This is a genomic window from Bittarella sp. HCP28S3_D9 (assembly GCF_052065655.1).
Taxonomy (GTDB): domain Bacteria; phylum Bacillota; class Clostridia; order Oscillospirales; family Ruminococcaceae; genus Bittarella; species Bittarella massiliensis.
This window is the reverse complement of the sequence record NZ_JBQHTP010000010.1, coordinates 47,412-60,885: the sequence shown is the minus strand read 5'-3', so window position 1 is coordinate 60,885 and position 13,474 is coordinate 47,412. Positions and strand designations below refer to the sequence as shown.

General features: G+C 65.5%; 13 protein-coding genes. All 13 read left to right on the top strand.

The genetic code is table 11. The annotated features are described in order from the left end of the window. The first annotated feature begins 42 nt into the window (after nt 1-42). Nucleotides 43-891 carry a ClpP family protease gene (locus ACTNAU_RS07065; protein ID WP_441097984.1) on the top strand — a complete coding sequence of 283 codons (849 nt, stop codon included), beginning with the start codon at nt 43-45 and terminating at the stop codon, nt 889-891. Continuing rightward, nucleotides 888-1,085 carry a YlzJ-like family protein gene (locus ACTNAU_RS07060; RefSeq protein WP_256135605.1) on the top strand — a complete coding sequence of 66 codons (198 nt, stop codon included), beginning with the start codon at nt 888-890 and terminating at the stop codon, nt 1,083-1,085. Before ACTNAU_RS07065 ends, ACTNAU_RS07060 begins: the two co-directional genes overlap by 4 nt. Nucleotides 1,086-1,264: 179 nt before the next feature. Continuing rightward, nucleotides 1,265-3,730, top strand: coding sequence for a DNA translocase FtsK (locus ACTNAU_RS07055; RefSeq protein ID WP_441097983.1), 2,466 nt, complete (start codon nt 1,265-1,267; stop codon nt 3,728-3,730). Nucleotides 3,731-3,812: 82 nt separating this feature from the next. Then, on the top strand, nt 3,813-5,759 hold the full coding sequence (locus tag ACTNAU_RS07050; RefSeq protein ID WP_441097982.1) for a YgiQ family radical SAM protein: 1,947 nt from the start codon (nt 3,813-3,815) through the stop codon (nt 5,757-5,759). After that, nucleotides 5,705-6,679, top strand: coding sequence for a ComEC/Rec2 family competence protein (locus ACTNAU_RS07045; RefSeq protein ID WP_441097981.1), 975 nt, complete (start codon nt 5,705-5,707; stop codon nt 6,677-6,679). Before ACTNAU_RS07050 ends, ACTNAU_RS07045 begins: the two co-directional genes overlap by 55 nt. A 4-nt stretch (nt 6,680-6,683) precedes the next feature. Then, nucleotides 6,684-6,899: a DUF3006 domain-containing protein gene (locus ACTNAU_RS07040; RefSeq protein WP_441097980.1), complete on the top strand. Its 216-nt coding sequence runs from the start codon at nt 6,684-6,686 to the stop codon at nt 6,897-6,899. Between the two features lie 124 nt (nt 6,900-7,023). Further along, complete coding sequence (locus tag ACTNAU_RS07035) at nt 7,024-7,347, top strand: hypothetical protein (RefSeq protein ID WP_441097979.1); 324 nt, start codon at nt 7,024-7,026, stop codon at nt 7,345-7,347. Between the two features lie 243 nt (nt 7,348-7,590). Then, nucleotides 7,591-8,430 carry a fumarate hydratase gene (locus ACTNAU_RS07030; RefSeq protein WP_216401198.1) on the top strand — a complete coding sequence of 280 codons (840 nt, stop codon included), beginning with the start codon at nt 7,591-7,593 and terminating at the stop codon, nt 8,428-8,430. A gap of 1 nt (nt 8,431) precedes the next feature. Continuing rightward, entirely contained in the window at nt 8,432-8,995 is a 564-nt protein-coding gene (locus tag ACTNAU_RS07025) for a Fe-S-containing hydro-lyase (RefSeq protein ID WP_185915218.1), read from the top strand. 28 nt (nt 8,996-9,023) lie between these two features. Then, a complete protein-coding gene (locus ACTNAU_RS07020) occupies nt 9,024-10,007 on the top strand; it encodes a GntR family transcriptional regulator (protein ID WP_441097978.1) in 984 nt (327 codons plus the stop codon). 212 nt (nt 10,008-10,219) lie between these two features. Then, complete coding sequence (gene glmS / locus ACTNAU_RS07015; RefSeq protein WP_185915216.1) at nt 10,220-10,633, top strand: methylaspartate mutase subunit S; 414 nt, start codon at nt 10,220-10,222, stop codon at nt 10,631-10,633. Between the two features lie 15 nt (nt 10,634-10,648). After that, nucleotides 10,649-12,037, top strand: a complete 1,389-nt coding sequence (glmL, locus tag ACTNAU_RS07010) for a methylaspartate mutase accessory protein GlmL (RefSeq protein WP_441097977.1) — start codon at nt 10,649-10,651, stop codon at nt 12,035-12,037. After that, nucleotides 12,021-13,472 (top strand): methylaspartate mutase subunit E, encoded by a 1,452-nt coding sequence (locus tag ACTNAU_RS07005; protein ID WP_216401201.1) that lies wholly within the window; start codon nt 12,021-12,023, stop codon nt 13,470-13,472. The genes glmL and ACTNAU_RS07005 overlap by 17 nt, the downstream gene beginning before the upstream one ends. The last annotated feature ends 2 nt before the right edge of the window (nt 13,473-13,474 follow it).

Sequence of the window (13,474 nt, the reverse complement as noted above, 5' to 3'; positions counted from 1 at the left end):
CGGGTGAAAAAATTGCATAAAGTCAGAAAGGCGGAGGCATTTTTGAGCGAGAAAAACAAAAAACAGCAATCTTTGGTGAGTGGGGAGGAGCCGGCAGAGGAGGCGCAGGAGACCCAGGACGCCGCCCAGGCACAACAGGAACAGGTGCAGATCCTGAACATGGGTTCGGTGACGGTGCAAAAGGGCAGCTACACCATCCACTGCCTGACCATCATCGGCCAGATCGAGGGGCACTTCATCCTGCCACCCCAGAACAAGACCACCAAATACGAACACGTCATCCCCCAGCTGGTGGCCATTGAGGAACGCGACGACATCGATGGGCTCATCGTCATCCTCAACACCGTGGGGGGCGATGTGGAGGCGGGCCTCGCCATCGCCGAATTGATTGCCGGGATGGAAAAGCCCACCGCCTCCCTGGTGCTGGGCGGCGGCCACTCCATCGGGGTGCCGCTGGCGGTGGCCGCCGGGCGCTCCTTCATCGCCCCCAGCGCCACCATGACCATCCACCCAGTGCGGATGAATGGGCTGGTGCTGGGGGTGCCCCAGACCTTTTCCTACTTCGAGCAGATGCAGGACCGCATCCTGAATTTTGTGGCCGGCAACTCCCGCATCGGCAAGGAGCGGTTCAAGGAGTTGATGATGACCACCGGCGAACTGGTGATGGACGTGGGGACGGTCCTGGACGGGGAGCGGGCCACCCAGGAAGGGCTCATCGACGAGCTGGGCGGCCTCAAAGAGGCCATGAACTACCTCTACCGGGAGATCGAATCCCGCCGCAAAGACGCGCCCGAGGGCGGGGAGGAGCGCAAAAAAGAGTCGGCCACCCGCAAAAAGGGGAAAAAAGAGGAGAGCGCCCCCGCAAAAACAGGGAAGAAGGCGAACAAATGATTTTACACACCCCGGTCCCTTGTGGTATGATAATGGAGACTTTAGCCGCCGCCCCGCCGCCGGAGTACTGCCGGTCGGGCGGCCAGCTCTGCCAGGTGTCGGGCGGCCGGGTGGAGCGGCTGATCTCCACCGACCCCAACGCCTTTTTGGATCCCGGATTTCAGCCCGGCGCCCCCCTGGCGCCGGACCGCTGATCCGGCCTTTTCCGCCGCCCCCGCCTGCCGGGAGCGGCCTACATAAAAACGGCTTTTTGAAGGGCCGCCGGCCCCCTTTGGGTGGGACAGGCCCCCGCTTTTTTGTGCGGGGCCCGAATAGCAAACGATTTGCCCCCTCTGCGCCAGCGCAGGGCAGGGGCTTGATTTGAGGAGTTTTCATGGCAACGAAGCGCACAACCGGAAAGCGGGCGGCCCCCAAGTCGGGCGCCGCCCAGAAAAACAAACTCTTTCGCCAGCAGATGGCGGCGGTCATCGCCTTTGCGGTGGGGCTGCTGCTGACCTTTTTGGCCCTGGTGAGCGGGCTGAATGTCTGGAACGCCCTGCACAAGTTCCTCTTTGGCCTCTTTGGATTGGCGGCCTACCTGGTGGGGCCTTTGGTGGTCTACATATCCGGCTCCTCGGCGCTCAAAAAGCGCTCGATCGTCAAACCCATGCTGCTGGGGGCCCTCTTTCTGGCCTTTCTCTGCGGGGCCATCCAGCTCCTCTTTGCCCCCGAACTGCTGGGCAACAACTTCTTTGACAAATTTCTCAACCTCTACGCCATGGGGGCGGCCAAGCGGGGCGGCGGCCTCGCCTTCTGCCTGCTGGGCTGGCCGCTGCTGTCCCTGTTCGGCAAGACCGGCGCCGTTCTCACCATGGGGATCGCCGCCTTTGTCATTTTGATGTTCATCAGCGGCAAGACCCTGTTGGACCTGCACCAGAGCGTGCAGAAGCCGGTCCGCCAGGCCAAGGAGATGGTGGCCGAGCGGATGCAGCGGGGCGCGGCCAACATCGATGTGGACATCGGCGGCCCCCGCCCCATCGACATTCCCCTGGGGCCCGACGAGGAGCGCCCCGCCCCCCGGCGCAAAAAGGAGAAGGCGGCCCCCGCCCTTCCCCCGCAGGAGCCGGAGGAGGCCCTGCCCCTGCCCGACCCCGCCCGCCGCCAGGAGGACGAGGACGCCCTGGACGCCCTGGTGCAAAAAATCGTAAACGGCGGCGCCCCCGCCCCCCAAAAGGAGGAGCTGGACCCCGCCGAGATCTTCACCTTTACCGCCCCCGACATCAAGCCCGCCTCGGCCGTCGTCCCCGGCGGGGAGGAAAAAGCGCCCGCTTCCGAAGGGGAGGGGGAGGAGGGAGAGCCCTTCGCCGCCCCCGAGGAGGAAGAGGAGGAGGCCCCCGCCTACAACTACCCCTCGGTGGGGCTGCTCAATCCGCCCCCCGCTGAAAACAACCGGGACATCTCCCGCGAACTCAAGCAAAACGGGGAGCGGTTGGTGGACACCCTCAAGAGCTTTGGGGTGCAGACAAAAATCATCAACATCAGCCGGGGCCCGGCGGTGACCCGGTACGAATTGCAGCCCAACGCCGGGGTCAAGATCAGCAAGATCACCAACTTGGCCGACGACATCGCCCTCAACCTGGCGGCCTCCGGCGTCCGCATCGAGGCGCCCATCCCCAACAAGGCGGCGGTGGGCATTGAGGTGCCCAACAAGAACACCAGTGTGGTGGGCATCCGGGAGATGCTGGACTCCCCGGCCTTCCGGGATGCGGGCAGCGCCCTCTCGGTGGCCCTGGGCAAGGACATCGCCGGCAACGTCAAGGTGGCCGACATCGGCAAGATGCCCCACGTGTTGATTGCCGGCGCCACCGGTTCGGGCAAGTCCGTCTGCATCAACTCCATCATCCTGAGTTTGCTCTACAAGTCCTCCCCCGAGGAGGTGCGGCTGCTGATGGTCGACCCCAAGGTGGTGGAGCTGGGGGTCTACAACGGCATCCCCCACCTGCTGGTCCCGGTGGTCACCGACCCCCACAAGGCCGCCGGCGCCCTGGGGTGGGCGGTGACCGAGATGCTCAACCGCTACAAGCTCTTTGCGGCCAACAACGTCCGCGACCTGGGCGGCTACAACAAGCTCTGCGAGAGCCGGGGGGAGAAGCCCCTCTACCGCATCGTCATCATCATCGACGAGCTGGCCGACCTGATGATGGCCGCCCCCGGCGAGGTGGAGGACAGCATCTGCCGCCTGGCGCAGATGGCCCGCGCCGCGGGGATGCACCTGATCATCGCCACCCAGCGCCCCTCGGTGGACGTGATCACCGGCGTCATCAAGGCCAACATCCCCAGCCGTATCGCCTTTGCCGTCTCCAGCCAGGTGGACTCCCGCACCATCCTCGACGGGGCGGGGGCCGAAAAGCTGCTGGGCAGGGGGGACATGCTCTACTTCCCGGTGGGGGCCTCCAAGCCCACCCGCATCCAGGGCTGCTTTGTCACCGACGAGGAGATCGAGCGGGTGGTCGAGGCCATCAAGCCCGACACCCCCAAGACCTATGACGAGCAGATCATCGAGGAGATCGACAAGCAGGCCGCCGCCGAAAAGGGCAAGGGCTCGAATGGCGGCAGCGGGGAAGAGGGGGACGACATGCTCCCCGACGCCATCGAGGTGGCGGTGGACGCCGGCCAGATCTCCACCTCCATGCTGCAGCGCAAACTGAAGCTGGGCTATGCCCGGGCCGCCCGCATCGTGGACGAGATGGAGGAGCGGGGGATCATCGGCCCCTTCGAGGGCTCCAAGCCCCGCAAGGTGCTCATCAGCCGCCAGCAGTGGCTGGAGATGTGCGCCAACCAGGACGCCCTCGAGCACTAGAGAAAAAGGACAGTACGGCAGGCAGGGGGTACCCCTCTGCCCGCCTTCTGCTGTGCGGCACCGCCCGCCGGAAAGGACACCCATGAACGATTTTCTGCCCATCAGCCGCGCCGAGATGGAGGAGCGGGGCTGGACCCAGCCCGACTTTGTCTACATCTGCGGCGACAGCTATATCGACCACCCCAGTTTCGGCTGCGCCATCATCACCCGGGTGCTGGAGAGCGCCGGCTACAAGGTGGCGATCCTCTCCCAGCCGGATGTGAAGGAAGATGCCCCCTTCACCCAGTTCGGCCGGCCCCGCCTGGGCTTTCTCATCTCGGCGGGGAACGTGGACTCGATGGTCAACCACTACACCGTGGCCAAAAAGCGCCGCGCCACCGACTTTTACACCGCCGGCGGGGTGATGGGCAAGCGCCCCGACCGGGCCACCATCGTCTACTCCAACATCGTCCGCCGCCTCTATCCCGAGGCGCCCATCCTCATCGGCGGGGTGGAGGCGTCCATGCGCCGCTTCGCCCACTACGACTACTGGGACAACGCCGTTCGCCCCAGCATCCTTCAGGACGCAAAGGCCGATCTGCTCCTCTACGGCATGGGGGAACACCAGATCGTCGAGGTGGCCGATCGCCTGGCGGCGGGGGAGCCGGTGGCGGCCATCCGGGACGTGCGGGGCACCTGTTACTTTGCCGAGCGCAGCGAGCTGCCCGACGGCTATGTGGAGTGCGCCAGCTTTGAAAAGGTGCGGGAGAACAAGCGCAGCTATGCCAAGGCCCAGGCCATTCAGTACAACGAGTGCGACTGCGCCACTGGCCACCTGCTGGTGCAAAAGCACGGAGACCGGGTGCTGGTGGCGACGCCACCCTCCCGCCCTCTGGCGAGGGAGGAGCTGGACCGGGTCTATTCGCTGCCCTACCAGCGCACCTACCACCCCAGCTACGAGGCGCTGGGCGGGGTGCCCGCCATTGCGGAGGTGGAGTTCTCCATCATCCACAACCGGGGCTGCTTCGGCGGCTGCAACTTCTGCGCCATCGCCGTCCACCAGGGGCGGCACGTCACCAGCCGCTCGGCCGAGTCGGTGCTGGAGGAGGCGGAGCGGATGACCCACAACCCCCGCTTCAAGGGGTATATCCACGATGTGGGGGGGCCCACCGCCAACTTCCGCGGCCCCTCCTGCGACGGGCAGCTGGAGCGGGGGATGTGCAAAAACGGCCGCAAGTGCCTGGCCCCCACCCCCTGCCCCAAACTCAAGGTCGACCACCGGGAGTACGACGACATCCTGGAGCGGATGCGCCGGATCCCCGGCATCAAAAAGGTGTTTGTCCGCTCGGGCATCCGCTTTGACTACCTGAACCTGGACAGGGACCAGACCTTTTTTGACCACCTGGTGAAATACCACGTCTCCGGCCAGCTGAAGGTGGCCCCCGAAAACTGCAGCGACCGGGTGCTGCGGGCCATGGGCAAGCCGGGCATTGCCAGCTACCGCAAGTTCCAGCGGGCCTTCTACCAAAAGACCAAGCAGATCGGCAAGAAACAGTACCTGGTGCCCTATCTCATGAGTTCCCACCCGGGCAGCGGGCTCAAAGAGGCCATCGACCTGGCCCTCTTTTTGAAGGAGGAGGGGCTGCGCCCCCAGCAGGTGCAGGACTTTTACCCCACCCCCTTCTCCATCTCCACCTGCATGTACTACACCGGGATGGACCCCTTTACCCTGGAGGAGATCTACGTGGCCACTGACCCCCACGAGAAGGCCATGCAGCGGGCGCTGATCCAGTATTTTCTGCCCCAAAACCAGCAGTTGGTGCTGGAGGCGCTCAAGCGGGCGGGCCGCTGGGACCTCATCGGCTTTGGGCCCGAGTGCCTGGTCAAGCCCGACGCCAAGACCGCCGCCGCCCTGCGGGCGCGCCGGCAGGCCCAGGGGGAGAAGCGGGGCCAGAGCAGGCGGCCGTCCGGCCGCCAGAAGGGAGGGCGTGAGCCGTGGCACAGCGCAAAACCGTCCGCAGGACGAGCAAAAAGCAAAAAGAAAAGATAAAAAAGGCCCTGTTGGGGGTGCTGGTCAGCCTGGTGGCCCTGGTGCTGGTGGTGCTGGGGGTGGACCCGGAGTGGCTGGGCACCATCCCCGGCGGGAACGACCTGTTGACCAGCCTCGGCCTCTCGGACATCTCCATCCCCGAGGGGGAGGCCTCGGTCCACTTCATCGACGTGGGGCAGGGGGACGCCTCCCTCATCCTGGTGGACGGGCACGCCGTCCTCATCGACGGGGGCGAAAACGACAAGGGCGACACGGTGGTGAACTACCTGAAAAACCAGGGGGTGGAAAGGCTCGACCTCATCGTCGCCACCCATCCCCATTCCGACCACATCGGCGGGCTGGACGTGGTGATGGCCGCCATCCCCACCGACACCCTGCTGATGCCCCGCCTGCCCCAGACACAGCTGCCCACCACCAAGACCTACAAAGACCTGCTCACCCAGGCGGCCGAGAGCCAGGTCAAGGTGGTGTACAGCGAGCCGGGACAGCAGCTCACCTACGGCGACGGCCGGCTAACGGTGCTGGGGCCGCTGGAGGGGTATGACGACCTGAACGACACCTCGGCCGTGGTCCTCTTTCGCTACGGCAGCCAGCGCTTCCTCTTTACCGGGGACATGGAGACAAAGGCCGAAAAGGACCTGCTGGAGGAGTACGGGGCCGGGGAGCTTGGGGCCCAGGTGCTCAAACTGGGGCACCACGGCAGCAGCACCAGTACCTCGGCGGCCTTTTTGGACAGGGTGGACCCCGAAATCGCCGTGGCCTGTGTGGGGACGGGCAACTCCTACGGCCACCCCCACCAGGAGACGGTGGACCTGCTGGCCAATCGGGGCGTCCGCTTTTTGCGCACCGACCAAAACGGCACCGTCGTCCTCTCCACCGACGGCAGCAGCCTGCAGGTCATCTGCCAGAAGGGGGAGTGAGGGGATGTTTTACAGCGTGGACCGCATTGAGGGCCCCCTCGCCGTCTTGCAGGACGACGAGGGCGAAAACCGCGCCGTCCCCCTGGCGGAGCTGCCGGAGAGTCTGCGGGAGGGGGACGTCCTCTGCCGGGAGGGGGAGAGCTGGCGCCCCGCCCCGGAGGAGCGGGACCGCCGCCGCGCCGAATTGCAGGCGCTGCTGGACCGGCTGGCCGGAAAATAGCGGATGTGGGAGGGAGCAGGTTTTCTGCTCCCTCCCTTTTTGCCGCTGGCTTTTACCGGGAGAGGTGCTATAATGAAAGGGGAAAGGGACCGCGGTCTGTAAAGGGAGAGGGGAGGCGGCTCAGATGGAGAGAAAACCGCTGCAAAAACAGCCGGACGGAGATTTTTTGCAGTTTGCCAGGTGGGTGTCGGGCGCCCCCTTTTTTGGGCTGGTCGCCGCCTGCGGGGCCGCCGCCGTCTTGCTGCTGCGGGGCGGGGAGTGGTCGCTGTCCACAGTCTTCTACCTCGCCGTTCCCCTGGCGGGGATGCTGGTGCTCTACGGCGTTTTGGCGGCCGTCGCCAAGGCCCGGTACGGCCTGAAGATCCCCCTTCTCCCCCGGGTGTTGCGGCTGCCCGCCCTGCTTCTGGCAGTGGCGCTGGCCGCCCTCTGCATCGCCCTGGCCCACTGAAAAGAGGGGAGAGGGCGGAGCGGTGGGAGCAAACGGAAAAAAGAATTTCTCGCCGTCGGCCTTTCAAAAAAAGAGCCGGCGGCTCTTTTCTTCTCCCTGTTTTTTTGCCAGGGGGTTGCAATGGGGGAAGATTGTGATACCATAGAGGTAAATTGAACTATATCATTTCGACAGAGGCAGCCCAGAAAAGGGAAGGGCCGCCCTGCCGTCTGCGCCGGGGCGCAGCGAAAGGAATGGGGTTTTATGAGAGAAATCGAAGCCGCCCGGATCACCCAGGTGGTCAAGCGCCTCTGCATCGAGGCCAACTGCCGTCTGCCGGAAGATGTGCAGGAGCGCATCCGCGCCTGCCGCGCCTGCGAGGATGGGGAGACCGCCTGCGGCATCCTGGACAAGATCATCCAAAACTACGAGATCGCCGGGGCCGAGGGGGTGCCCATCTGCCAGGACACCGGCATGGCCTGCGTCTTTTTGAAGATCGGGCAGGAGGTCCACATTGCCGGCGACCTGCGCGCGGCGGTGGACGAGGGGGTGCGCCAGGGGTACGCCGAGGGGCGGTTGCGCAAATCGGTGGTGCGCGACCCGCTGGACCGGGTCAACACCGGGGACAACACCCCGGCCCTCCTCTACTGCGAGCTGGTGCCCGGCGAACAAATCGAAATCACCGTGGCCCCCAAGGGCTTTGGCAGCGAGAACATGAGCCAGATCAAGATGCTCAAGCCCTCCGACGGGCTGGACGGGGTGCGCAACTTCGTGCTGCAGGTGGTGGAGGACGCCGGCCCCAACCCCTGCCCCCCCATCGTGGTGGGGGTAGGGCTGGGCGGCAGCTTTGACAAGGCCGCCCTGTTGGCCAAACAGGCCCTGATGCGGCCCCTCGACCAGCGCAGCCAAAGCCCCTTCTACGCCGGGCTCGAGGAGGAGCTGCTGGAAAAAATCAACCAAAAGGGGATCGGGCCCCAGGGCTTTGGGGGCAAGACCACCGCCCTGGCCGTCAACATCGAGACCATGCCCACCCACATTGCCGGGCTGCCCTGCGCGGTGAACATCAACTGCCACGTGACCCGCCACAAGACGGAGGTGCTTTGAGATGGAGAAGAAAATCACCACCCCCCTGACCCGCGAGGCCGCCCGCCAGCTGCGCTGCGGCGAGAGCGTTCTCATCAGCGGGGTCATCTACACCGCCCGCGACGCCGCCCACAAGCGGCTGGTGGAGCTGGCCGAGAAGGGCGCCCCCCTGCCCTTTGATATCGAAAACGCCACCATCTACTACGTGGGACCCACCCCCGCCAAGGAGGGCCGCCCCATCGGCTCGGCTGGCCCCACCACCAGTTACCGGATGGACGCCTATTCCCCCACCCTCATCGCCCTGGGCGAGACCGGGATGATCGGCAAGGGGAAGCGGGGCCCCGAGGTGATCGCCGCCATGAAGGAGCACGGCGCGGTCTACTTTGGGGCCATCGGCGGGGCGGGGGCCCTGCTGGCCCGCTGTGTCAAGAAGGCCGAGATCGTGGCCTACGAGGACCTGGGGGCCGAGGCCGTCCGCCGGTTGGAGGTGGAGGATTTCCCCGCCGTGGTGGTCATCGACTCCACCGGCAAAAACCTCTACGAGACCGGGCGGGCGGAGTACCTGGCCGCCCGCGACGGAAAGTGAGACAGCGAAAAGGGGGAGGAGGACGCCCATGGAGATAGAGCTCAAGCAGGGGAGCCAGGTCCCCGTCTACCGCCAGATCGCCGAGGCAGTCACCGGCCAGATCGCCGAGGGCCAGCTGGCCCCCGGCGACAAGCTGCCCACCGTCCGCCAGCTGGCCGAGGAGACCGGCCTGGCCCAGGGGACCGTCAAGCACGCCTACGACGAGCTGGAAAAAGAGGGGCTCATCGAGATGGTGCAGGGCCGGGGGACCTTTGTCCGGGGGCGGGAGGAGAGCGCCTCTGGCGGCCGCAAGGATTTGGCGATGGCGGCCATCGACGCCCTGCTGGACCGGATGGAGGAGTTGGGCTTTTCCAGCCGGGAGAGCGAGATCTTCTTCTCCCTCAAGCTGCGGGAGCGGGAAGAGGGGTATGAGCAGGTGCGGCTGGCCCTGGTGGACTGCAACACCGAGGCCCTCTCCCAGATGGCCGACCAGCTCTCCCGAGTGGCGGACGTGGACGTCTACCAGTTCCTGCTGGACGACGTGCTGGGCGCCCCCTACAAAATCGGCGACCACGAGGATTTGGTCATCACCACCTCCACCCACTTCCACCAGCTCTCCCAGGCGGTGGGGGGGCGCTGCCGGCTGGTGCGGGTGGTGCTCTCCCCCTCCAACCAGACCCTGACCGCCCTGGCCCGCGCCCCGGAGGAGGGGCGGGTGGGCATCCTTACCGCCAGCGACAAGTTCGGGCGGATCATCCGCCGCAGCTGCACCGCCCTGGGGATCGACGGCGGCCGGGTGGACGCCCGCCTCTTCGGGGAGGAGGGGGTGCGGACCTTTGTGGAGGGACACCCCGTCCTCATCCTCCCCCCCAACTACAACCGCTTCTGCTCAAAGGAGGAGGGGGAGTGGGTGCGCGCCGCCGCCCGGGCCGGGCAGACGGTCATCCGCTACGACTACCTGGTGGACGGCGGCTCCCTCCTCGCCATTGAGGAGCAGATCGAAGAGGTGCGCCGGGGCAAAAAGGGCCGCTAAAGACGGTTTTAAAGAAAAAGAGGGAAATGAACTAGTTCATTTCCCTCTTTTTTTGCGTATAGATGGAGAAACATCCAAATTAGCCAAAAGAAAGCCGGGATTTTCTCCCTTATTCTCCGGAAAAAGGGAGGTGATTTGGTTGATTTATGATATATAACAATATATATTATAGATATAGTTCAAATCAAATTTGCGAAAGCAAGGGGTGCGAAATGGAACAGAAAACTTTGGTCATCGGGGTGATCGGGGCGGACGTCCACGCCGTGGGCATCAAGATCCTCGACCACGCGTTCACCGACGCGGGGTTCAATGTCATCAACCTGGGGGTCATGGTCTCGCAGGAGGAGTACATTGCCGCCGCCATCGAGTCGGACGCAGACGCCATCGTGGTCTCCTCCCTCTACGGGCACGGGGAGCTGGACTGCCGGGGCCTGCGCCAGAAGTGCGACGAGGCGGGGCTGGAGGGCATCCTCCTCTACGTGGGGGGAAACATCGTGGTGGGCAAGCAGCCCTTTGAGGACGTGGAGCGCCGGTTTTTGGCCATGGGCTTTGACCGGGTCTTTCCCCCGGGCACCTCGCCGGAGACCACTATCGCCTCCCTCAAAAAAGACCTGGGCGTCCAGTGAGAGGGTGAGGGAGCGATGCGACCGATCCTCTTGATCGACTTTGGAAGTACATACACCAAGGTGACCGCCGTTGACGTGGACGCGCCCGCCCTGCTGGGCACCGCCTCCAGCTACACCACCGTGCAGACCGACGTGGGGGAGGGGCTTGCGCGGGCGGTGGCACAGTTGGAAGAGCAGACCGGCAAGCTGGACTACGCCGAGCGCTACGCCTGCTCCTCCGCCGCCGGCGGACTGCGGATGGTCACCTGCGGGCTGGTGCCCGAACTGACGGCCGAGGCCGCCAAGCAGGCCAGCCTGGGGGCGGGGGCCAAGGTGGTGGGGGTCTACTCCTACCAGCTCACCGAGGACGACTTAGACGAGATCGCCGCCGCCCGGCCCGACATTGTCCTCCTCACTGGGGGGACCGACGGGGGAAACCGGGACTGCATCCTCCACAACGCGGAGATGCTGGCCGGGGTCCCCGGCGACTTCCCGGTGGTGGTGGCGGGGAATCGGGCCGCCGCCCGCGGCTGCCAGCGGCTGCTGGCCCAAAAGGAGACCCTGCTGTGCGAAAATGTGATGCCCCGCTTCGGGGTGCTCAACATCGAGCCCGCGCAGCAGAAGATCCGCGACATCTTCCTCGACCGCATCATCCGGGCCAAGGGGCTCTCCCAGGCCTCGGAGCTGGTCTCGGGCATCCTCATGCCCACCCCCTCGGCAATGCTGGCCGCCATGACGTTGCTGGCCGACGGCCTTGAGGGGGAGCCCGGCATCGGCGAACTGCTGGCGGTCGACCTGGGGGGCGCCACCACCGACGTCTACTCCATTGCTAGCGGGATGCCCAAGCAGCTGGACACCGTCTACAAGGGGCTGCCCGAGCCCTACGCCAAGCGGACGGTGGAGGGGGACATCGGCATGCGCTACAGCATTCACGGCATCCTCGAGGCCGCCGGACTGGACCGGGTGGCCCAGCTAGCCGAACTCCCCCCCGAGACGGTGCGGCAGATGGTGGAGGACCTGGCCGCACACACCGACAAACTGCCCGACAGCGCGGCGGGCCGACAGCTCGATTTTGCCCTGGCATCCCTGGCGGTGGAGACCGCTGTGGCCCGCCACGCCGGCACCATCGAGCAGACCTACACCCCGGTGGGGCTGACCTATGTGCAGACCGGCAAGGACTTAAGCGACGTGCGGCGGATCATCGCCACCGGCGGCGCCCTCATCCACGCCCCCCGGCCGGAGGAGGCGGTGCGGCACGCCCTTTGGAGCCCGGCCGACCCCATCTCCCTGCGGCCCAAACAGGCGCAGGTGTGGGTGGACAGACACTACATTCTGGCGGCCATGGGCCTGTTGGCCGAACACTACCCCAAAGCCGCTTTACAGATGATGAAGAGGGAGTTGACCTGCGATGGAAATTCAAAATAAGCGAATCGAAGACGGCGCCTTTCAGCAAATTCGCCAAGAGGTGCTGGGCCAGTGGCCCACCGGCAAAGAGGTGGATTTGCAGGAGGCCTTTGACTTTCACCGCCAGCTGCCCGAGAGCAAGGTGTTCTCCCGCAAGTTGAGCCAGGCCAAAAGAGAGGGGAAGACCCTCATCCAGCCCCGGGCGGGGGTCGCTCTCATCAAGGAGCACATCGAGTTGCTGACCTACCTGCAGGACAAGGGGGAGGCGGACCTGCTCCCCACCACCATCGACAGCTACACCCGGCAAAACCGCTATGAGGACGCCGAGAAGGGGATCGTCGAGTCGGCCAAGAGCCAGAAGTCGATGCTCAACGGCCTGCCGGCGGTCAACCACGGGGTGGCCGGCTGCCGCCAGATCATCCAGAGCCTGGACATCCCGGTGCAGATCCGCCACGGCACCCCCGACGCCCGCCTCCTCACCGAGATCTGCTACGCCGCCGGTTTCACCAGCTACGAGGGGGGCGGCATCTCCTACAACGTCCCCTATGCCAAGAACGTGCCGCTGGAGCGCACCATCCTCGACTGGCAGTACTGCGACCGGCTCACCGGCCTCTACGAGGAGGCGGGCATCCCCATCAACCGAGAGCCCTACGGCCCCCTCACCGGCACCCTGGTGCCCCCCTGCATCTCCCACGCGGTGGCCATCATCGAGAGCCTGCTGGCCGCCGAACAGGGGGTCAAGAACATCACCGTGGGCTACGGCCAGTGCGGCAACCTGGTGCAGGACGTGGCCGCCATCCGCACCCTGGAAGAGCTGACCGACGAGTACTTGGAGAAGTACGGCTACACCGATGTGGAGGTCACCACCGTCCTCCACCAGTGGATGGGCGGCTTCCCGCAGGACGAGGCCAAGGCCTTTGGCGTCATCTCCTGGGGGAGCGCGGCCGCGGCCCTGGCCAAGGCCACCAAGGTCATCGTCAAGACCCCGCACGAGGCCATGGGCATCCCCACCATGGAGGCAAACGCCCAGGGGCTGCGCTGCACCAAGCAGGTCATCTCGATGCTCAGCGACCAGACCCTCACCGCCGCCGGGCTGGAGGAGGAAAAGCAGATCATCGCCGCCGAGACCCGCTGCATCGTCGACAAGTGCTTTGAACTGGGCGGGGGAGACATCGCCCTGGGGGCGGTGCGCGCCTTCCAGGCCGGGGTGCTGGACGTCCCCTTTGCCCCCAGCCGCTTCAACGCCGGCAAGATGCTCTCGGCCCGAGACAATGACGGGGCCATCCGCATCCTGGACGCGGGGGCCGTCCCCCTCTCGCCCGAGCTGGTGGACTACAACCGCAAAAAAATCGAGGAGCGGGCGGCCTTTGAAAAGCGCAAGGCGTCTTTTCAGATGGTCATCGACGACGTCTACGCCATCTCCAAAGGCCGGCTGGTGGGCCGCCCCTGGAGATAGGG

Excerpts from the sequence above, each read along its gene's own strand:
- ACTNAU_RS07060 (WP_256135605.1), top strand. The coding sequence starts at position 888 with ATGATTTTACACACCCCGGTCCCTTGTGGTATGATAATGGAGACTTTA.
- ACTNAU_RS07055 (WP_441097983.1), top strand. The coding sequence starts at position 1,265 with ATGGCAACGAAGCGCACAACCGGAAAGCGGGCGGCCCCCAAGTCGGGC.
- ACTNAU_RS07050 (WP_441097982.1), top strand. The coding sequence starts at position 3,813 with ATGAACGATTTTCTGCCCATCAGCCGCGCCGAGATGGAGGAGCGGGGC.
- ACTNAU_RS07040 (WP_441097980.1), top strand. The coding sequence starts at position 6,684 with ATGTTTTACAGCGTGGACCGCATTGAGGGCCCCCTCGCCGTCTTGCAG.
- ACTNAU_RS07035 (WP_441097979.1), top strand. The coding sequence starts at position 7,024 with ATGGAGAGAAAACCGCTGCAAAAACAGCCGGACGGAGATTTTTTGCAG.
- ACTNAU_RS07030 (WP_216401198.1), top strand. The coding sequence starts at position 7,591 with ATGAGAGAAATCGAAGCCGCCCGGATCACCCAGGTGGTCAAGCGCCTC.
- ACTNAU_RS07025 (WP_185915218.1), top strand. The coding sequence starts at position 8,432 with ATGGAGAAGAAAATCACCACCCCCCTGACCCGCGAGGCCGCCCGCCAG.
- ACTNAU_RS07020 (WP_441097978.1), top strand. The coding sequence starts at position 9,024 with ATGGAGATAGAGCTCAAGCAGGGGAGCCAGGTCCCCGTCTACCGCCAG.
- glmS (WP_185915216.1), top strand. The coding sequence starts at position 10,220 with ATGGAACAGAAAACTTTGGTCATCGGGGTGATCGGGGCGGACGTCCAC.
- glmL (WP_441097977.1), top strand. The coding sequence starts at position 10,649 with ATGCGACCGATCCTCTTGATCGACTTTGGAAGTACATACACCAAGGTG.
- ACTNAU_RS07005 (WP_216401201.1), top strand. The coding sequence starts at position 12,021 with ATGGAAATTCAAAATAAGCGAATCGAAGACGGCGCCTTTCAGCAAATT.